Source organism: Leptospira ainlahdjerensis, assembly GCF_016919175.1.
GTDB lineage: Bacteria > Spirochaetota > Leptospiria > Leptospirales > Leptospiraceae > Leptospira > Leptospira ainlahdjerensis.
On sequence record NZ_JAFFPU010000075.1, the window covers coordinates 147,139 to 166,894 of the forward strand.

16 protein-coding genes are annotated in these 19,756 nt (G+C 42.0%); 12 read left to right on the top strand and 4 right to left on the bottom strand.

From position 1 onward, the window contains the following. Positions 1–194 precede the first annotated feature (194 nt). Positions 195–2,282 carry a methionine--tRNA ligase gene (metG, locus tag JWG45_RS19285; protein ID WP_205281233.1) on the bottom strand — a complete coding sequence of 696 codons (2,088 nt, stop codon included), beginning with the start codon at positions 2,280–2,282 and terminating at the stop codon, positions 195–197. A gap of 116 nt (positions 2,283–2,398) precedes the next feature. Here metG and JWG45_RS19290 point away from each other — a divergent pair, with 116 nt between their 5' ends. Together JWG45_RS19290 and JWG45_RS19295 are read left to right on the top strand one after the other, a co-directional pair. Continuing rightward, positions 2,399–2,902 (top strand): tellurite resistance TerB family protein, encoded by a 504-nt coding sequence (locus JWG45_RS19290; protein WP_408611663.1) that lies wholly within the window; start codon positions 2,399–2,401, stop codon positions 2,900–2,902. Positions 2,903–2,967: 65 nt separating this feature from the next. After that, positions 2,968–3,927: a hypothetical protein gene (locus JWG45_RS19295; RefSeq protein WP_205281234.1), complete on the top strand. Its 960-nt coding sequence runs from the start codon at positions 2,968–2,970 to the stop codon at positions 3,925–3,927. A 660-nt stretch (positions 3,928–4,587) separates the two neighbouring features. Here the strand turns inward: JWG45_RS19295 and JWG45_RS19300 are convergent. Both JWG45_RS19300 and JWG45_RS19305 read right to left on the bottom strand, forming a co-directional pair. Then, on the bottom strand, positions 4,588–5,790 hold the full coding sequence (locus tag JWG45_RS19300) for a DUF1554 domain-containing protein (RefSeq protein ID WP_205281235.1): 1,203 nt from the start codon (positions 5,788–5,790) through the stop codon (positions 4,588–4,590). A gap of 260 nt (positions 5,791–6,050) precedes the next feature. Continuing rightward, positions 6,051–7,217 (bottom strand): helix-turn-helix domain-containing protein, encoded by a 1,167-nt coding sequence (locus JWG45_RS19305; protein WP_205281236.1) that lies wholly within the window; start codon positions 7,215–7,217, stop codon positions 6,051–6,053. A 732-nt stretch (positions 7,218–7,949) separates the two neighbouring features. Between JWG45_RS19305 and JWG45_RS19310 the strand changes: the two genes are divergently transcribed. Together JWG45_RS19310 and JWG45_RS19315 are read left to right on the top strand one after the other, a co-directional pair. After that, entirely contained in the window at positions 7,950–10,037 is a 2,088-nt protein-coding gene (locus JWG45_RS19310; RefSeq protein WP_205281237.1) for an Lcl domain-containing protein, read from the top strand. Between the two features lie 17 nt (positions 10,038–10,054). Beyond that, on the top strand, positions 10,055–10,687 hold the full coding sequence (locus JWG45_RS19315; protein WP_205281238.1) for an Lcl C-terminal domain-containing protein: 633 nt from the start codon (positions 10,055–10,057) through the stop codon (positions 10,685–10,687). Between the two features lie 171 nt (positions 10,688–10,858). Here JWG45_RS19315 and JWG45_RS19320 read toward each other — a convergent pair whose 3' ends face one another. Beyond that, positions 10,859–11,302 (bottom strand): hypothetical protein, encoded by a 444-nt coding sequence (locus JWG45_RS19320; protein WP_205281239.1) that lies wholly within the window; start codon positions 11,300–11,302, stop codon positions 10,859–10,861. Between the two features lie 592 nt (positions 11,303–11,894). Here JWG45_RS19320 and JWG45_RS19325 point away from each other — a divergent pair. From JWG45_RS19325 to JWG45_RS19360, 8 genes are all read left to right on the top strand, one after another. Next, complete coding sequence (locus tag JWG45_RS19325; RefSeq protein WP_205281240.1) at positions 11,895–12,878, top strand: c-type cytochrome; 984 nt, start codon at positions 11,895–11,897, stop codon at positions 12,876–12,878. Between the two features lie 305 nt (positions 12,879–13,183). Continuing rightward, positions 13,184–14,665 carry a SpoIIE family protein phosphatase gene (locus JWG45_RS19330; protein WP_205281241.1) on the top strand — a complete coding sequence of 494 codons (1,482 nt, stop codon included), beginning with the start codon at positions 13,184–13,186 and terminating at the stop codon, positions 14,663–14,665. 2 nt (positions 14,666–14,667) lie between these two features. Further along, positions 14,668–16,116 (top strand): tetratricopeptide repeat protein, encoded by a 1,449-nt coding sequence (locus JWG45_RS19335; RefSeq protein ID WP_205281242.1) that lies wholly within the window; start codon positions 14,668–14,670, stop codon positions 16,114–16,116. Next, positions 16,113–17,084: an LB_137 family protein gene (locus tag JWG45_RS19340; RefSeq protein ID WP_205281243.1), complete on the top strand. Its 972-nt coding sequence runs from the start codon at positions 16,113–16,115 to the stop codon at positions 17,082–17,084. The genes JWG45_RS19335 and JWG45_RS19340 overlap by 4 nt, the downstream gene beginning before the upstream one ends. A 14-nt stretch (positions 17,085–17,098) precedes the next feature. After that, positions 17,099–17,506: an STAS domain-containing protein gene (locus JWG45_RS19345; RefSeq protein WP_205281244.1), complete on the top strand. Its 408-nt coding sequence runs from the start codon at positions 17,099–17,101 to the stop codon at positions 17,504–17,506. Between the two features lie 86 nt (positions 17,507–17,592). Beyond that, a complete protein-coding gene (locus tag JWG45_RS19350; RefSeq protein WP_205281245.1) occupies positions 17,593–18,369 on the top strand; it encodes a helix-turn-helix domain-containing protein in 777 nt (258 codons plus the stop codon). Between the two features lie 59 nt (positions 18,370–18,428). Next, positions 18,429–18,920: an Mpo1 family 2-hydroxy fatty acid dioxygenase gene (locus tag JWG45_RS19355; RefSeq protein WP_205281246.1), complete on the top strand. Its 492-nt coding sequence runs from the start codon at positions 18,429–18,431 to the stop codon at positions 18,918–18,920. Positions 18,921–19,117: 197 nt separating this feature from the next. After that, positions 19,118–19,720: a DUF1569 domain-containing protein gene (locus JWG45_RS19360; protein ID WP_205281247.1), complete on the top strand. Its 603-nt coding sequence runs from the start codon at positions 19,118–19,120 to the stop codon at positions 19,718–19,720. The last annotated feature ends 36 nt before the right edge of the window (positions 19,721–19,756 follow it).

Genomic DNA, 19,756 nt, shown 5'->3' on the forward strand with positions numbered 1-19,756 from the left:
GGGGTGGGTGGCGGGAAAACTCGGGGAACTTTTCTCTATCAGAAAATCATAATTTTGCAAGTAAAAAGTCTCCTCTCTCCCTTTGTGGGAATTCCCACAAAACTTCCCCAAGGGTTGTTCTCATTCCTTTGCTATTCTTCAACGTATGGCAAAGATATGCGGAAATTAAGAACGATCACGGATGATCCCCTTTTTTATTTCAATTTATCACCGGGTTTTGCGTCCTTGTGAGGAACGAACAAACTCAACGATTCTCCTTCACCGGAAGCAAGGAGCATCGCTTCCGAAATTCCGAACTTCATCTTTCTCGGTTTGAGATTCGCCACAACCACAACTTTTAGACCTTTCAGAGCTTCCGGTTGATAAGCGACTTTAATTCCGGCGAAGACGTTTTTGATTCCGAGTTCTCCGAGATCCACTTTTACATTTACGAGTTTGTCGGCGCCTTCGACCGGACTTGCTTCTACGATTTGACCGACTCTCAACTCGACTTTTGCGAGATCATCGATCGAAATCTCGAGCCTTTCCTCGGGCGCGGCGTTTGCAGCCTTTGCTTCTTCTTCTTTTTTGGAATGTTCCGTTACGGATTGTTTGTTTTCTTCTAACATTGCGTTGATCGCCTTTTCATCCACACGTTTTGTGATCATCTCGTACGGATTCACTTTCGTATTTTCTAATGCCTTAAAATTTGTTAAGTCTTTGAACTTCGGAGTTTCTTTCAATCCGAGCAAAGCGTAGATTTTTTCGGAAACTTTCGGAACGACCGGATACAAATAAACTGCAAGAATTCGACTCGCGTTCAAAACGGTCGTTACGACTTCTCGGGTCTTTTCCGGATTCTCCTTGATCAATTTCCAAGGAGCGTTGTCGTTCACATAACGGTTTACCGTATCTCCCAGACGAGTGATTTCTCTCATCACTCTCGCGTAGTTTTTTTGTTCGTATGCGTTTTTTATAATATCTTGGACGGATTGTTCTCCGGTTCCGGATTTGATCGTTTGATTGAGCAATTCGTTTAACAATTCTTTCCCTTCTTTCGGAAGGGTTCCTAACGTTCGATCCAACTGATCCAAGATGCTCGTGGAAATTCTGGAAACAAGATTGACCAAGTTTCCGATAAGATCGGAATTCACTCGGGCTGCGTAATCATCAAAGGAAAGATCCAGGTCGTCCATCCCTGGACTCAATTTTCCCGCGAGATAAAACCGGAGGTGTTCCGGATCCAGATACTTTGTATAAGTACTCGCGTTGATAAACGTTCCGCGGGACTTGGACATTTTTTCTCCGTTGACGGTGATAAAACCGTGAACGTGAACATTCTTCGGAGTTTGGTATCCGCTCCCGTGTAACATCGCCGGCCAAAACAAAGCATGAAAGTATAATATATCTTTTCCGATAAAGTGAACGATCTCCGCGTTTTCATCCTTCCAAAAAGAATCGAATTTTTTCCAATCTCCTTGAAAGAATTTTAAGGAAGAAGCCATGTAGCCGATTGGAGCGTCGAGCCAAACATAAAAGTATTTATTCTTCTCTTCCGGAATTTCGAAACCGAAATAAGGTCCGTCTCTCGATATATCCCACTGTTGCAGGCCGGCTTCGAACCATTCTTTCAATTTTTTTTGCACGCCTTCGGTTACGTGATTTCCCGCTTCGATCCATTCTTTTAAGAATTTTTGGAAGTCTTCCAATTTAAAAAAGATATGATCCGAATTCTTAAGAACCGGAGCGGTTCCGCACAGAGCGCAGTGGGAATCGATCAAATCTTTCGGACTGTAAGTTTTGCCGCAGACTTCGCAGTTGTCTCCGTATTGATCCTTGGACTTACAATTCGGACAAGTGCCTTTGATAAAACGATCAGGAAGAAACATCTGATCGTGTTCGCAATAGGATTGTTCGATTCCTTTTTTTGCGATATGTCCTTTCTTTTTGAGTTCTAAATAAATTTTTTCCGAGATAACCTTGTTCTCTTCGGAGTTTGTGGAATAATAATTATCATATTGAACTTCGAAGGCGCTCAGATCTCTGTAATGTTCCTTTTGAACCCTTTCGATCAGCTGTTCAGGAGTAATTCCTTCCTTGCGGGCCGCGAGCATTACCGGAGTGCCGTGTGTATCGTCCGCACAGAAAAAATAACATTCGTTTCCATTGGCTTTTTGAAAACGAACCCAGATATCCGTCTGAATGCCTTCCAACACGTGCCCTAAGTGAATCGGGCCGTTCGCATAGGGAAGCGCCGATGTAACTAGAATCTTTCTTGGGATTCTTTGAAGAGAAGAGTTCACAAAAGTCAGGTTCTTAAAATTTAGGTCAAAATCAACGTCTTTCTTTTCAGATTTTCATTGCAAATCCAATGGTTAGGATAGAATTTTCTGAAAACCTGGAGGAACTCCCGATGCCAATGGAGAATCTTTCATCCCTTGCAAGCAAAGTCCTGCCGGGGCATGAATTCTATGAAAAGTTCAGAGAAGAATTAGACCCCGAACAAGAAATCTTTCAACTGAAGATGAATTATGCCAAGGTCCTCGTCAGTGTTTGGTCTTATTCCTGCATGGCGGACGGAATCTTTCATCAGAAAGAAGGAAGTCTCGTTGGTCAGATGGTAAAAGCTCTTTTTGAGGAAGGTTGTATCTTCTTTGATCACCAAGGCGAAAAAACTTCCATCATCAGCGAACTATCCGATGTGTTTGAAAATCCTCTTCCCGTAAAAACGATCCGAAACTTTTCGGAAGGAAATCCGATCATGGCCGCAGGTTTTTACGAAGATGCTTGTGTCATCGTTTCGATGGACGGCGCTCTTACAAAAAAAGAAAGAGAATTTTTAGACGATTTAGCAAAAGAACTCGAGATATCTTCGATGGATAAGAAGAATATCGAAAATCGAATTCTTGAGAAAAAGAAGTAAATCCATCTTTTGAAGCAGAATCGTTTCCTACAGATCAGATCCTTGTTTCCCGGAAAACCTTTACGATGAACTGGGTCTGGGAAACGTCGTTCTATCTTTTGATCCTCTACGCCGGACTTCAGTTCTTGATGTCGGGTCCGGTCATTCAGTTGCTCGTTAACTTTTTTTCGTTTCGGCATTTCAAATTCAAGTGGTCTTCTTCGGGAATTCTTCTTCCGGTTTTTTACGTCCTTTCCAAAAACTTTACGATAGAATTTCCGGGGATTCTTAAAACCGATCAGGTTTACACGAGAATTTCCTCCCTGAACTTTCAGATCGATTTTTTTTCCTTATTCAAAGGCAAGTTGAGAATTCCGTCCTCTTACTTTCGAAACTTCCACATGGATTATACCAACATCGTCAGTCCTCACAAAAAAATAGGACTCATGCCTAAACGTGGAAGAATCATATTCCAAAATATGAAAATAGAAAACGGATCGATATCGATCGTAGATAAAACCCTAACTCCAACTTATTCGATTCAACTCCGGGATATCGCAATCGAAGGCGGCTACATGGATTCGGGTTCTCCGTTGGAACTACTCTTTCGAACCAAAAGCGGCTCCTGCAGACTCGGAAAAAGAGGAACCCTTAGAATCGGCGTTTTGGCCGGAGAAACGAGGGGTTTTCTATCGTTAAGCGACATCACCTGGTCCGAACTCGCGGGTCTTCAAGTGATTCCCCTTCCTTTTCTCAAAAACAGAGTTCAAATCTACGTGGAATTCAAACATATCAACGAAGATCAAACTTCCGTTGAAGGAACTCTGATACACTTTGCACCGAACTCCAACGATAAACCCGAGCAGAGTTATCCGTTTCAATTTGTGATCGATTGGAAGAACTACAATCTTCCCTTCGATCTTGCGCTCCGGGAATTGATCTTAGAATTATTTTTGAAGATCAAACTCAAAGGTGTGATGACGAGAACGATTCAGAGCGTCGCAAAAGGACTCTACTCGATCATCGGAAGGAACCGAAAACGTTAGACGAAATCACCTTCCTTCGCGGCGAAAAAGAGTAGAATTTGGTTCGCCCTAAAATCCAAAATCAGAAACGAACGTTCCTGTTTCGACAAACCGTTTGACCGGAAAAAGCGTAGGACCGGGCCTCAAGTCCTTCGATGTAGGAACTCTCACAATACCGGTTTTTCAAAAGAGGAATTTCAGTCGTTGGCTCTGAACTTGTCCAAAACCTGTCAAGCGCCAATTAAAGCGAAACACTGAGTTTCAAAAATGTAGGAACTCCAATCAGAATTGAACAATGAGAAGTCCGATCGAAAGTCTACAAACCGCAAAAGTTATGAAAAACTGCGGGAACTACCGCATTCCAATTACGAGCTTATCTAAATTTGGTTGCGATTTCAAATAGATCTGCGGGAAAATTCTTAATCTTTCGAAAAGCCGATCATTGATAGGGAACCTGGCTCAAATAAATCTGCGAGTCATCCTCGCGGTCCTTTGGATAAAATATGAAATCCCCAGCGTTTACAAAAAAAATCGGATAAAAACGAAATCTAAATCCGGAATTCAGTCGAACCCACAGATTTCAAACTCCATTTCATTTCCATCATATTCTAAAATAAGAATTTATCTTTTCGGTCCGAAAAGCGAAACTTACTTTACGAAAAGTTTAGGATCTCGGTGAAATCACTGTTCGATGCAAAGATAACGTTTAAATCCGGTTGTGCAAGGAATCAAAGTCGACGCGTCGCCCGCAAGTCCGTTTCCGGAAGTGTTGTCCGCCCAATCGTTGCAGTTATTTGCGCTGATCGTCCAATCCGTATTAAAACCGGACCAGAAATCGGCGGGCGGATTTCCCGTGCTATTGTAAAGAGTGTTATAGGGGATCAAACCGTTATTGTCGGAAGTTGCGATGAACGCATTGTTATCCGCGCGGTAGTATTTCGTATTCTTAGCGATCGGCCATGCCGCCGCATTTCCCGGAATCCGTATCGCAACCCCGGCGAGCACCTTAGAAATAAAACCGACTTCCCCACTGCAAGCCGCATCACCTCCGAAAATACCCAAGTGACTCCCGCCATACTGCATGTTTCCAGCGGCGGCCCTCGAAATAGATCCGATCTTCTTGTCATTATTGAGAATCTTTAGGTTAAAAGAAACGGCAAGATTGGAAGGGGTAACGGCCACGTTCAAAGTATAGATTTGATCAAAATAATCCGAAGCTCCGGTCGGAGTCAAATCGCTCGCAATCACAGAAATAGAATCCGGATTTGCAAAGTTCATATCATAATTCTCCGGCCCCGGGCTAAAATGATCGATAGTCGCGCTTGTGGAAAGGCCGACGTGAGCAACCGGATCGTTGGGGCCGGTCGGTCCGCTGAGAGAAACATCGAAATTCAAGGCGGTTCCGTCCTCCTTGATTTCGATCGTCTCACCCGGAATTTTTCCGTTGATCAAAACCGTAGAACAATAGACCACAAGATTCGAAACGTCGGAGACGACGCTTCCGGAGGGATTTTCAGTCGTATCGGAATAAATTTTACAAGAATGATTGGGAGCGGAAGAATTCACCCTCAATTGATACGTTTTATTTTGAAGAACACGATTTGCAAATTGAAATCCTCCATTGGCGGAGACGGGAAGAATTTCGTCGTTCAACTGAATCTGAACGGTGCCGGACTTCAAACCTTGTACGGTTCCACTGAATTGAAAACCGGGAGTAATCACAGAAGCGGAAGAAATCGAAGCGGTCTCCGCAACTTCCTGAACCAATGTAATCAAAGCGCCATTGGGACCGTCCAGAGAAAAACGATCCGCTTGAGCGCAGGCTGTCAAAGCGCTCAAAAGCGATAAGAATAGTGCAAAATTATAAAATGAGATTCGCCTCATGCTTTCGATTACTTCTCTTTCAAATCGTTTAACTTATAGATAAGATACTTCATGGGTTTTTGAATTCTTTTTCATTTTCAAAATCGTCTTTCTTATGGGAAAGAAAAATTTATTTAGAATCCACACCACTCCTATTTTTTCAGAGAGAATTTTGAATAAAACCCGCTCTGAAAAAATAGACTTGAAGAATCGTGGGAATCGATATTTTTCACATTCTCCTTTGATCCTATAAATCAAAGAAGAACGTGAATCGAATCATCTTAGATAGAATGAGAGTATCTGGAATCCAGATCTCCCATTTCATCTTCTTTGTTTTTATAATTCGTAAGATGTTCTTCTCGAAATGCCTTCGGAGATTTTTTTGTCTCTTTCAAAAATGCCCTGTGAAATGCCGAAGAAGAACTAAAACCTACAGCCATTCCGATGGAAAGAATCGATCGATCGGGTTCGTCCAGAAGCATCACTTTTGCTTCCTTGACTCGGTGGTGATTGATAAACGAATTGAAATTCATCCCCATGTGTTCGTTTAAAAAAGCTGACAAATGATGTACGGAAAGGCCCATTTCAGAAGCCAAAGAAGGAAGTCTGAGTTCTTCATCGAGATGGATTTTTTCGTTTTGCATCAACTCGTTCAACTTGCTTTCGACTTTTTCTATATTCAAGTCTTCTAAAAGAGATCTTTTTTCTAAATTGGAATCCCTTTGTTCGAAATTCTTCTCCAAACTCAAGTCTCTCGTACCCAAGTTTCCTTTTGAGAATTCCTCGTTTGCCCTTTGAAGATCGGCGACTATCGGAATAAATTCGCTCAAAATGATCGGAGAAAGAATTAGAAAGTAATAATTGATCGTGTTAATCGGTTCGATGATCTTAGCGCCTTCGAAATATCGAATCACTTCGGTCAATTTGATCACGAGCAATACGCTGATCGCTGGAAGAATTTTGAAGACATTTCCACGATTTTCCGAGGAACGCAACGGAACCAAAACCTGAAAAAGCAAATACGCAAAGAACAAAAAACTCCCCAGGGAAATCATTTCCGACAAGTTAGGAATCTTAAATTCATCCAGTAAATCCCATACTACGACGATCGCGGCGGTCGCCGCAAAGCTGCGCAGAAGCAACTTTCTCAGCGCGGAAAAGTCCCCTTCGGCGATTTGAGAATTCCCATTCTTCGCCGTCATGGTAAGATTCATAAAAAAGAATATCACCGTTACGGAGAAAAAAGCGTATAAATACTGAGCCAGCTTTTTCGCAAGAGCAAACTCAGTGATAAAAATAGTAGCCGTAAACGACCAAAAGAGAGAGGCCATCAAAAAAAACAGTACCGATGTACTGAACCTTTTGTTCCGATCCCTTTTAAATAGTCCAAATGCCGCGATGATAAAATAGAGCATCGCAGCTAAAGAGTAGTATTTAACCTCTTCCACATCCGAATCCTTAAGTAGTTATTTATTTGTATTTTTACCAGATATTTTGGTAACAAAGGGATTCCGAGCGTTTGCTCATTTTTTTTATATTCTTGAGAATTATAAATCGTCACTTCCCAAAAAAAATAAAAGTCTCTTTTTCCGATCTTTAATTGATACGAGTACCCAACCAAAAAATGCCAAAATAATGTCCGAAAAAACGGAAACGTGAAAACTTACTGATTTATAGGAAAAGTTATTGAATAATAACTCAATAGGCTTGCAAAAAAATTTGGGAAGCCCGCAATTTCCCCGATTCCTTTCCGTAAGAAAAAGAAACCTGCAGAAATAGGCTCTAAACATAAAATTCTTTCTGATCTTGAATCCCAAAAGCGAAGATTAGAAAAACATATTTTCCACACAGACTTGAAGCAGAATTCAAAACTTTTTCAATGACTTTGCCCTATTCAAACCAAACGAAATACTCTTTTTGCACGTGTTTCCCTTATTTATAAGCGGCTAATTCCTTTATTATATTCAGTGACGTATTAAGCAAAAAAAAAGAGTAAATTAACTTCACATCACTCAAATTTTGCGGATGTAAATGTTGTGGAGGATCTTCTCATGATCGAACAAAGAAAGAAACAACATGCGAAAATTAAAAAAGAAACTCGCGTTTTATATATTCTTAGCCTTTGCCTAGGTTTATTTTTCGTCCTTCTCAATTGTTTGCCGGGAGACGGTAAGAAAGGAATGAACTTTTTTTATCTCCCAAGTTCGAGTATTTCTTTTCCCGGAGGAGATTCTTCCACCGGAACGTCAGCGCCAGCGCTCACACCCGTGGCTCCTACAGGTTCCATAACCTACTCTTCCGCAACAACGTTGTATGTGAGCGGAACCGGAGTCGCAGGAACGATCTCTTATTACGATATTTCTTGGTCCTCCGATATGAACGGGCAATATGATCTCCGCATTGGTGCGACAAACTGTAGCGATGGAACCGTGAATACAAGTTCTACAGTTACAGCGTCCACATCGATCACAAATCGAATCCAAGCAAGTGATCTTGCGGCCGGAACCAATGCCGTTAAACTCTGCTTGAAAAGCGCCGACGGCTCTGCGAATTGGGATATGAAAAGTATCAGCGCGGTCCGAGACGACTCCGCTCCTACCATCGCGTTTTCTCCTGCCGCCGGAACTTACGGAGCCTCTATTCCGAATATTACTCTTACTTGCTCGGATACGGGATCCGCAGGCTGTCTTGCAATGACTTATAGAAACGACGGAAGCAACCCGACGATCAACTCCGATGGAACCGCCCCTGCCGGCTCTACCGTCTATTCTGCGGCGTTTGCAGTTCCAAACAACGCCACAACCGATGTAAAGGTAATCGCGATCGATAAGGCGGGGAATAAAAGCGCCGTAAGCACAAGCCAATACGTGGTTGCTGTGGGAAATCCTACCATCACCGTAAATTCCGTTTCGAAAGTCGATCTTCGTAGTGTGGACAGCAGTGTTATCAAATGGGAATCCGATATCGCAGGAAACTACGAGTTTCGACTAGGTGGAACCAACTGCGCTGCCGGCACAAATGGAACGGCTCTTTCCCCTGCCATCACCGGAAGCGCCGCGGCGGCAACAGAGATTACTTCTACGATTCCCGGTTCCTCTTTAGCCGTCGGAGCGAATACAGTTCGGATTTGCCTTACAACTTCTGGTAGCAACGTAGGAAGCAATTCGAGAACTCTTACTGTGGACAATACGGCCCCTACCGTAAGTTCCGCCTCTCCGGCAAACAATACTACCAATTTGAGCGTGGATCAAAACACGTTTTCTCTGGTTTTTAGCGAAGCAATGGACAAAAGTGTAACCCCACTTCCGGAACATCACGACAGCGGTGTGAGCGGAAATCCACAGATCGCTTGGCCGACTATGACCGGTGCTTGGTCAACCGACGGGCTTACTTATACCGTAAGCCTAAACAGCAAATTACCGGAATGGCACAGATTTTATCTTCAATTCAACGACTCTAACTTCAAGGATAAAGCCGGAAACACGGTAACGGGCGCCTTTGTGTCCGCAAACAAAATCAAACTCGATTACCGCTCTTTTGTGGAAACAAATTCTACTTTAATCTCAAGAACTCTTCAGGCTACCTGTTATGATTCTTCCGGAAACGCAAGTGCCTGTGCAACTTCGGGCCAGGACGCCGAATTCAATGCCGCGACTCCGTATGGTTTAGGAACACCTACAACGTTAGGAGCTTATACAAACGATCGAGTCACGCCCGACACCTTGAATGGAAAGTATTGGAAAACCTGTGCTCCAACGTATGTATGGTCCGGCGCAACCTGCGTTCAAGATACGGTCGATGCTTATCATGCAACGCTGATCGGACTCAATACGGGTTCCGGAATCTTAGATCTTACCTGGAATGATTCTTTAGCGTATTGTTTACAGCTCAACCTAAACAACGCAGGAGCCGGTTTCGCAGGTAAAAAAACCTGGAGACTTCCGACACTCAGCGAACAAATGTCGATTCTCATATACGAAGGCTCCTTAGGAAACGAAGCCGTGCCGAGTTCCAGCTTTCCCGGTATGCCGAATGATAAATATCAAAGGTATTGGACTTCCACCAACACGATTACCGCTATTGCTGCAAATGGAATCACGTTAGCTCCATCGGATCTTACACTTTCCACTGGTGGAAATTCTTGGGGAGCTTGGCAAATTTCGATCTTTGGAGGTGGAACCCACATGAACAACAAAGGGAAAGCCTACTCTTGGGGAAACTGGTATCTGAACAAATATCCGGCTCTTGCTATGTGTATCGCCGATTGAAAGAAGGAGAAAAATCAATGAGATCATTTAGAACGTCTATACTTCTTACCCTTTTGCTTGGAATCGTCGGCGGCCTGATGGCCATCGGTGGCCCCTTTACCGATCCCGGCGACGGAACAATCAATGACACCGGAAATCGTTTGCTCTGGAGAAAATGTATTCGAGGAAGAGGAACCGCCGGAATGAATTACACCGATTGTTCTACAACTTCCGGGCCTGCAGAAACGAGCAACTGGACTTCTGCCCTGAGTTATTGCAGAGGCTTGGGAACGGCTTTAGGAGACGGAAGACAATGGCGCCTTCCGTCCGTCAAAGAGTTGATTTCAATCGTAGATTACAGAGTGACCGCAAGACCGATCATCAACGCAACTCTCTTCCCGAACACTACAACCGGAAAATATTGGACCTCGACCAATTCTTTTGCGGCCGGAAATACTCCCAATCTTTCCTCAAGACCGACTGGAAACGAGGAAAACGACCCGATGCAATACGTTGCATCAAGTGATAACAAAGAACAACACTACAGAATTCCCGAATCCACTAGCTATCGATCGATGGCCTACATCGTGGATTTTGATCTCGGCGGTGTCGTCGAATATCCGAAAACAAATACGAATGCCTATGTCCGTTGTGTAAGCGGACCGTATTAAGAATGGATTTCTTCCGCAGGAAGATCGCCTGCGGAAGATTATCGAGTCGGATAAATTTTGATTTAGGATCTTTAGAAAATCGATCGGATCCGAATTTGAAAACGGAAACTTCCAGAATTCGACTTTAAATTTTCTTTGAAAAAAATACTTCGATCGAAAAACCCTACATCTTTATTCCAAAGTAAAACAAGCGTTGAGCATAAACTCGATATTTTCTTTCGAGATCAGATCCAAACGTTCGTTCCATTTTGCGACGGGGAGACTTTTGTCTTCTTTTTCCAAATAACTCGCTTGCGGAATGAGAGTATAGGTTTGATTGACTTCGTGAACATTCGAATTTGAAAAAGAAATCAAGTTATGAATGACGGGCACACAAGTTGTTTGTGTCGGATCGCAGTATTCCACTCTTTGCTGAATGTGCCTAACGTGTATTTCGGCGTCTTTACCGATCAACATTTTCTTTTTAGGAAAAACCTTCTTAAGAGCCAGAACCAATTCCAAAGCCTTCGTCAGATTTTTCTCTTTTGGAGAAGGTAAATAAACTTTTCTCCAGAGTTCATCCTGTCTATTGCGAACGCAAGATTCATCTTCAGGATTCAAAAATTCAGGATCCATAGTTTTGGAGCAAATCTCGCGTACGGCATCAACGGAAAAAGACTCAACAACGAGAGTTTTCGCAGTTTGTATTTTTTCAATTTTATTGTGATTTTCAGGTTCTTGCGTTTGGGCCGATGAGCAGGAAAACAAATACAAAACCGAAAGGTAAAAGGAAATTCGAAACATCATACCTTTCGAAACAATGAATCTTCCTTTTTTTGAATAGATTTTACGGGGAGAATTTGGTTTTTTACCAAAGCCGACCTTTTTCGTTCGAAAATCTTCGACTTTTATTCCCATTAAACCCAAAACGCTCGTTTGTATCGGTTTCAGTGAGATAGAATTCTTAAAAAGAAATTATCGAAACAAAAACACATCGCGATAAAAAGAGCGCTCCTGCTCGTTCAAGTTGTATAAGAATTTAAAGTTAGCCGAAATTGGGACACGACTCCACCGAGCATCCGAATTCCCCGAGACAAGAATCCGTTTTGATGCGAGAATTCAAAAATTATCATATATTCAAAATGTTATAAGTTGGGAATTTAGAAACTCCAATTTAAGACAAAATTCATTTACGACGTTGTTTAACGAATAAATATAGCTGGAGAGTATGATGAAATTTTTTGGAGTCCTTTTAAAAAGAACGGCGATTACGCTCATTTTGATCGTAATCGGCGGATTGAGTTTTCTATATATAAAATATCCGGACATCGGAAAAAAAGAAGAAATCAAGATCGCACACACTTCGGAACAAGTTCGAAGAGGTGAATACCTGGTAAAAAATGTCGCTGCCTGTATGGGTTGTCATACGGGGGAAAGAGATCCTCAAAAACTTTTTTACCCATTCGATAAAAACGCGGGAGCTGGAAATTTAAAATTCGGGGAAGAAGAAGGTTTACCAGGAACTTTCTATTCTAAAAACATAACCCCTGCGCTCACCGGTCTGAAGAATTGGACGGATACGGACATTTTTTATGCGATAACAGCCGGAGTTTCCAAAGACGGAACTCCACTCTTTCCTCTGATGCCTTATGAAAATTATGCACAAATGGATAAGGAAGATATCTATTCTATGATCGCTTACATCAGAACGATTCCAGCGGTCGAAAATCAAGTGGAAAAGTCGAAGGCAAATTTTCCCGTAAACTTGATCGTAAGAACCATACCCAAGGCTCCTGAATTCTCACAAAGGCCAGAGCCGAAGGATACGGTCGCTTATGGAAAGTATATGTTCACAGCCGCGGCTTGCAACAACTGCCATACACAAAAGATAAAAGGCAAACCGGTTGAAGGAATGGAATACGCAGGAGGTTTTGAATTTGCTCTGATCACCGGCGGAAAAGTAAGAAGCGCTAACATTACATCCGATGTTCAAACCGGAATCGGCAACTGGACCCGAGAAACTTTTATCGAAAGATTCAGAGCCAATGCAAAGAGAGCGAAAACTAGCCCGAATATCAAACCCGGAGAGTTCAACAGCGTAATGCCTTGGTTGGAATACGCCGGTATGACGGACCAAGACTTGGGAGCTATCTTCGACTATCTCATGAGTTCGAAACCTATTTCCAATAAAGTTCAAATTTTCGAAAAATAATTGATTTATAATACGCACAGAACTCTCTGTGCGTAGGTAAGTAGTAAGCAAGATTGCACTTTTAAAATCAGTCCATCCTTGGAATTTAAAAAAACGACTCAAAATATGCTACTGACATAAAGTCGAAAAATTGAAATTTCAGGAACTCAGTTTGCTTACTTTTTTGGCGCAAAAACAGTTGTTTTATAATAAATACCTCTAAAGTAAACCGTAAAAACACACTTAATAGCGCTATATATCTGACAATTGTCGTTTTATAAGAAACGATGCTAATATACGAAAAAAACCGTATACTACTAATAGTTATGAAACGATCACTGAGACTCCAGATAATTTCGATCTATTCTTTACTGACAGTGATCAATCTCACCTTTGTTGCCGTAATGATCTTTGAGAATCAGACGGATTTATTGATCGACAACTTTACTCTGGAGTCGGATCAAATTGCCAGAAAAATTCTTAAAAAAATCGAAGGGTTAGAAACCCAAAACTATGAAGATAAAGATCAATTAGCGGATATCGAGAACAAACTACTGAGCATTGGGGTTGAAAATTTTTCAATCGTCTCCGTAGAGGATCGTTCCGTAGAAAAATTCAAGATCAATCTCGAACACGGAACCCCCGCATCCATCGATTATCTCAAGAGCAAATTGGCTACGATCATCAACGCCAAAGAAGCAATCAACAGTTCCTATGATATCGAACTTGATTCGGAAAATTTCATAGTAAGTCTTATATTTTATCTTACCGAAAAAACCTTCTTGGTCTCTCAAGTTCGGGTGAAGGAAATTTTAGATCGTCTCAACTCGCTCTACATCCAGCTGGGGTTACTGCTCCTCTGGGGAATCATCTTTCATATTCTTTTCGGAATTTTTCTTTATAGAAAAATCTTCGTTCGCCTTTTCATTCTCAAAGAAGTAAGCGAAACTATGGCAACGGGAGATCTAAGTGCGCGCGCACTTTGGAACTTTTCTTCCAAAGACGAGTTGGATCTGTTAGGAACCACGTTCAACGGAATGGTGGAAAGAATTTCCTCTCAAGTGGAAAGTTTAGAATATAAGAATAATCAAATTCAAACCGAATTAGAAATCGGCAAGAACGTTCAAGAATGTTTATTACCCGGTAAAAGAAGAAAATTCAATCTGATTACCTTGGACATTTTCTACAAACCGATGCGGGAAGTCAGCGGAGACATCTACGACGTAATTGAAATCAACGAGGATAGAACCGTATTCTTTCTCGCGGACGCAACGGGACATGGAGTCTCAGCGGCGCTTATTACATCCATCATCCATTATAATATCGAGAACATCATGAAGGAGACCGTAAACCCTTCCTTTATCTTTACTCGTCTGAGCGAAAGGCTTTTCGATACACTGCAAGGTTCTTTTTTCGCCACCGGCATTTTTGTCCTTTTTGACAAAGAAGGATACGCATATTTCTGCAGCGCAGGCCACAATCCGATCTACTACTTTAGAAAAAACAAAGATAAAATCGTCACCCTCGATTCCACGGGTCATATCCTCGGAATCGGAATCCCGGAAGAATATCAAGTTCTGAAAATTAAAACGGAACCCGGAGATAAAATTTTAGTTTATACTGACGGGATTCTCGATGCGACTTCTCCGACCGGAGAACAATTCGGGGATGATCGTCTTCTTCAAATTTTTCAATCGAACGTACATCTGGATGCAAAAGAAATCACGTCGGTTATCAAAAAGGAAGTCGATATTTTCGCGGATCATTATCCTGACGATGTCACGTTCGGAATTATCGAAATTCAATAATTATGAAGAAGAGTATCGCAATATCCATCATAGGATTCCTATTGATTCTTCCTCTCGGATTTATCGTTCTGGAAACTAAACTTTTCGAGTTGAGAATTATATTAGAAAGACGTAAAATTCTTAATTTCTCATTTTCAAGCGAAATCCTGCGCTCCAAGTTCGAAGGTATCATATCGAACAAAGAAAACATAAAAGCGGAAATGAAACTGAATCACCTGCAGAGTTCGATGATCAACAATTCCCAGGACGCGGTTTCTTTGGAGCCTTCCTTTTTACACGAAACCGGAGCCGTTTTGATCAATTCTGTTCGTTCCCTTTCTTTAAAAGCGGGCATCAATCTTCATCTTAATTCCTCTAAAATCCGTCTTCTCGAGCACGCGTTCGCTCTAGAAAGAAATCAGTTCTATAAAGAAGCTTATAGAACCTATGAAGAATCCTTTGATCAGTTCGGAAAAGAATCGGAAGAAGGCGGATTTATTCAGCTCCACCAAGGCTTTTGTCTCGCGGTCCAAGGTGAGTTCGACACCGCGCTCAAACCTCTTTATGAAGTGAAGGCCAACCATCCGGGGACATTACTTTCCAGCGACGCGGAAATCCTAATCTCCTTGATTCTCAAGGCGAAACAGAGTGAAAAAGAAATCGAATCGAGCGAAGACGATCCCGAAAAAAGAGCGAGAGCCTATTTTGCAAAAGGAAACTATGCGAAGGCTCTGGAAGAAATCGAAAGGACCAATCTCAATTCTCCCGAGATGAACTACATCAAAGGTTATTCTTTGGAAAAAACGGGACATCAACCGGAAGCCATCAAAGAATACGCAAGCCTTGCGTTCTCCGATAAGAACAAAGAAATCGCGATCAAAGCGAATCGCAGACTTTTGATGCTCGGTTATTATTACAACGCCGGTTCGGAGATCGCGAGTCTTTCCGATAAAAACGCGGAAAGACTCGGGGACACTTCGGAAGCGAAAGAAATCAAAACTTCCTCTGAAAAATTAAAACAACCGAGTCGTTTGATGGAAGGTTCGGAAGAAAAGCAAGATTCGAAATTGGACATTGAAATTTCGAAAAAGAACCAAGCGGTCTTGGAAGAAGTACTTCAAAAATCGAATCAATTCTTAAAAAAGGCGGAAGCACAAGCACCGCCGAAAGCCCTCATCAAGATCATCGTCTCCGATGCGGAGCCGGTTTATGCAAACAGAATTGTGATCAATGGAGATCAAACGAAATTATTTTCATCACACTTCCCGATCACTCTTCCAACGTTTACGATCGAATCCATCTCGATGGATAAGAACGCCACAAAGGATTCAAAACTAGTAATGACAAAAGATACGAATAAACAATCCTTCTTAAAGGCTTCCTTTGATGAGGACACCATCACCGTGATCGATAAAACCTCCAAAAAAAAGGTTCCAATCGATTCTGCCATCAAGATTGAGGTGGTTCCATGAATAGAATTGTTCTGATTCTTATGATTTGTATTTTCTCCCTGGAAATTTCCGCCCATAGAATCATATTAAAAACCGGGGAAGAGATTACGGGTAACGTGACCGAAAACGATCCGACTCTGGAAGAGATTACGATTCAGACCGAAGACGGCGAAAGAAAAATCAAAAAAACCGAAATCTCCGAAATGCGTTTCGAGGAAGCAGGAAACTTTCTTTGCCTTGAATTGGATGAAGATCCTAAACGGACTTGCAATCATAAGCTGACAAAGATAAACCCGCAAACCCTGTTTTACGTTACCGAAGCCGGAGAATACCTAAGAGTTGCATTGGACCGGGTGAAATTCGCTCAGATCAAGGAACCGTCGCCGAGAATTTTACAACAACTTTCGAAAACGAATTTAAAGTTCACTGTTTCTTCCGAAACCGACGACGATATTCTTTCCAAAATCTCCATCCTAAACGACGAATCGATCATGGTGACCCGTGGAGAAGCTGAATCTCCGGTAATATTAGAAAATAAGAATATTTCTAAATTAGTCTACAAACCCGAAGACCTAACTCCTAAAAATCCGGAAACTAGCCTGGTTGTTTGGGATTATCTGATTCCCGGTTATTATTTGAAGAGAAAAAATTATACGAAGTCCGGATACGCGATGATGGGGCTCACCGGTTTTTTTATGGCGGGCGCGGCTTACGAATACTACGCGGGTATCAACGTAAAAGAAAAACAACCGTTGTTACTTCCTCAAGAAAACGGAACTTTTCTTCTTTTCGACCAAAGCAACTCCGAGTATTCTAGGCACAAACAGCTAAATCACCTTTTTTTGATTTCTTTATCAATTAATTATTTATTAAATACGGCTCTGATTTCGTTCCCTGCCGTCTTTTCGATCGCGGCAACCGAACGAAGTATTCCGTATGCGATGACGAAGGAAAGAAACATCGAATTTAAAATGACGTATACTTTTTAGGAGACAAGAAACTTATGCAAAACACAAACTCGGGCGGAGTAGCCTCTAAAGACGAACTACAGGTTCAAGAGATCACCGATTCTCACGTGGCCGGAGTTCTTAAAAAGAACATGGCGATTTTGAAAACTACCGGAGAGATCAGCCTCTTCTCAGCGAAGAAGTTTAAAGAAGCGATGACGGATAGGATTGAAAACGGGGTTAACATTTTCCTCGTGGATCTTTCCACTACGACTCATATCGATTCTTCCGGCTTGGCGGCTTTTATCAGTACACAAGCGAGACTTTTCAAAGAAGCTCAAGGAAAGATCATCATCTTCAACGTTCCGACTCATCTTCAGAAGATCTTCGAACTTACAAGACTCGATAAACTGATAGGAATCACACTCGACTTGGACGCCGCGATGGACAAGGCGATGTCTTAACTTTAGAATTCGATTGCCTCCGAAATCGGAATCTCCGATTTCAAAATGAGTTGCAATGAGTGGAATGCTTCCTAAGCTTTCCTGCGATGGCAGGAAAGCTTTTTCTTATCGGCTCGAACGTGCTCCTGACGGGAGTTCCGATTTTGAACGAGCTGCACGAACATTACAGCGCCTCCCTGATTCTCAGCAACGGTAAACCGTTTCGATTCAGAACCGGAACCAGCGATTGGATAGAATCCCGATCCATATTCGTACGGCCCAACGTCGAACAACAACTGGACGCCCAGAATGAGGACGTATTCATCTTTCACTTCGATCCCGATAGCATAAGGGTTCACGGCGTTTTTTTCCAGTTCTCCTCCGAATTCCTGGAACTGGATTCTATTCTTTATGAAAGAATTCTAAAATTCTTAAAAGCCCCGAAATCCGAAGAGGAAGCGATCCTTCTTTGGAAGAAAATATTAAACGAACTCAAAATGGATCGAAACAAATCGGAAAAACGCGATTCGAGAATCGAAAACGTGGTTCAAAAACTTTCCGACTCGGTTCCGGAAATCGTTTCTTTGGAAGAATTGATCAAATCGACGGGTTTATCCGAAAGCAGATTGATGCATCTGTTCAAAGATGAAGTCGGAATTCCCATGAGAAAATACATTCAGTGGTTGAGAATCAAAACGTGTGTTCTTTCCCTTTCGCAAGGGAATTCGCTTACGGTCGCTTCTCACGAAGCCGGTTTTGCCGATCAGGCTCATATGAGCCGAACGTTTCGGGAAATGTTCGGTCTCAAACCCTCGCTTTTTTTAAAAAATAGCAGTTCCGTTCAAGTAATCTTCTGCGATTTCGAGGATGATATGCAACTCTAAAAGAAGCCGTCTCTCATCGATCGAGAAGAGGTTATTAACTAAGATGAAGGGAGTTGAAAATGAAACCAATCGAACAATGGCTGAATGAATACGCGGACAGTCATCAAAACAAGATCAACAAAAGAATCCACTGGATCATGGTGCCTACCATCATGTTTACCTTATTAGGAATGTTATGGTCGATTCCATCGGAATCCGTCCAAAACCTCCTTCCGGAATCCTTCGGCCAGGCCCGTCTATTTTTGAACTGGGCGACCGTCTTCGCACTCGTTACTGGAATTTTTTATCTTAGACTTTCCATCCCTATGTTTCTAGGAATGATGCTCATGGCCGCCTTGATGTTATCCGGAATTTACTACATCGCTCTTTCCGGAGTCGCCACGTTGATCAGCATTTCAGTCGGTGTCTTTGTAGTAGCCTGGATTTTTCAGTTCATCGGGCATAAGATCGAAGGCAAAAAACCCTCTTTCTTCAAAGATCTTCAATTTCTACTGATAGGACCGGCTTGGTGTCTGAGTTACTTCTACAAAAAAGTAGGAATTTCCTATTAGCCAGTTTCGCCTTAGCAGTTTTATTAAACGAATTCGAATTAGATTTCGATCAGAACGGGACTAAAATCCCGTTCTTTTTATTCTGATTAGAATCCAAATCGAATCGTTCCGTCCGTTTCAAAACCGAAGTCGTTTTATACAAAACGTTTGACTCCGTGGAAAAACGGTTTAGAATTTTCGTCTTTAAGGAGCCCGATGTGAAAACACAACTCGACACAAAATCCTATACTAGAAAAGAATTCTTACATTCTTCCGCAAAACTATTTGTCTTATTAGGAACATCGGGAGCGATTCTTCCGAATGTTAACAACTGTTCTTCCGCGCCTGACGGAGCGAGAAACCAGGGACTCAGTTTTGATTCACTTTCCGATTCTTTAAAATACTTAGACACATTAGTAAAATCGAATTCGATTTCCGGCTACGGGAATTGGGACGCGGGAAGGATATTTCTCCATTGCGCTCAATCGATAGAATATTCAATTCAAGGTTATCCTGAAAACAAAAGCGCCTTATTTCAAAATACGATCGGCAAACTGGTCTTTCTAAAATTCTCCCTTTCCAGAAAGATGTCCCACGACTTGGAGGCTCCGATTCCGGGAGCGAAAGAAATTCCGGAGAATACGGATTGGAAACAAAGTCTTTTTTTCCTCAAGGAAACCATTGTAAAATTTCAATCTTATGGCGGAGAACTCAAACCCCATTTTGCATACGGAAATTTATCCAAAGAAGAATACGACCAAGCGCACGCCATGCACATCGCAAATCATTGCAGCTTTTTGAATACGGAAGGGGTTTCGTGATCTTACATAAAACCTTCTAAAGCGTGTTTAAAAAAA

Excerpts from the sequence above, each read along its gene's own strand:
- JWG45_RS19290 (WP_408611663.1), top strand. The coding sequence starts at position 2,399 with ATGGAGAATCTTTCATCCCTTGCAAGCAAAGTCCTGCCGGGGCATGAA.
- JWG45_RS19295 (WP_205281234.1), top strand. The coding sequence starts at position 2,968 with ATGAACTGGGTCTGGGAAACGTCGTTCTATCTTTTGATCCTCTACGCC.
- JWG45_RS19300 (WP_205281235.1), bottom strand. The coding sequence starts at position 5,790 with ATGAGGCGAATCTCATTTTATAATTTTGCACTATTCTTATCGCTTTTG.
- JWG45_RS19310 (WP_205281237.1), top strand. The coding sequence starts at position 7,950 with ATGAACTTTTTTTATCTCCCAAGTTCGAGTATTTCTTTTCCCGGAGGA.
- JWG45_RS19315 (WP_205281238.1), top strand. The coding sequence starts at position 10,055 with ATGAGATCATTTAGAACGTCTATACTTCTTACCCTTTTGCTTGGAATC.
- JWG45_RS19320 (WP_205281239.1), bottom strand. The coding sequence starts at position 11,302 with ATGGATCCTGAATTTTTGAATCCTGAAGATGAATCTTGCGTTCGCAAT.
- JWG45_RS19325 (WP_205281240.1), top strand. The coding sequence starts at position 11,895 with ATGATGAAATTTTTTGGAGTCCTTTTAAAAAGAACGGCGATTACGCTC.
- JWG45_RS19330 (WP_205281241.1), top strand. The coding sequence starts at position 13,184 with ATGAAACGATCACTGAGACTCCAGATAATTTCGATCTATTCTTTACTG.
- JWG45_RS19335 (WP_205281242.1), top strand. The coding sequence starts at position 14,668 with ATGAAGAAGAGTATCGCAATATCCATCATAGGATTCCTATTGATTCTT.
- JWG45_RS19340 (WP_205281243.1), top strand. The coding sequence starts at position 16,113 with ATGAATAGAATTGTTCTGATTCTTATGATTTGTATTTTCTCCCTGGAA.
- JWG45_RS19345 (WP_205281244.1), top strand. The coding sequence starts at position 17,099 with ATGCAAAACACAAACTCGGGCGGAGTAGCCTCTAAAGACGAACTACAG.
- JWG45_RS19350 (WP_205281245.1), top strand. The coding sequence starts at position 17,593 with ATGGCAGGAAAGCTTTTTCTTATCGGCTCGAACGTGCTCCTGACGGGA.
- JWG45_RS19355 (WP_205281246.1), top strand. The coding sequence starts at position 18,429 with ATGAAACCAATCGAACAATGGCTGAATGAATACGCGGACAGTCATCAA.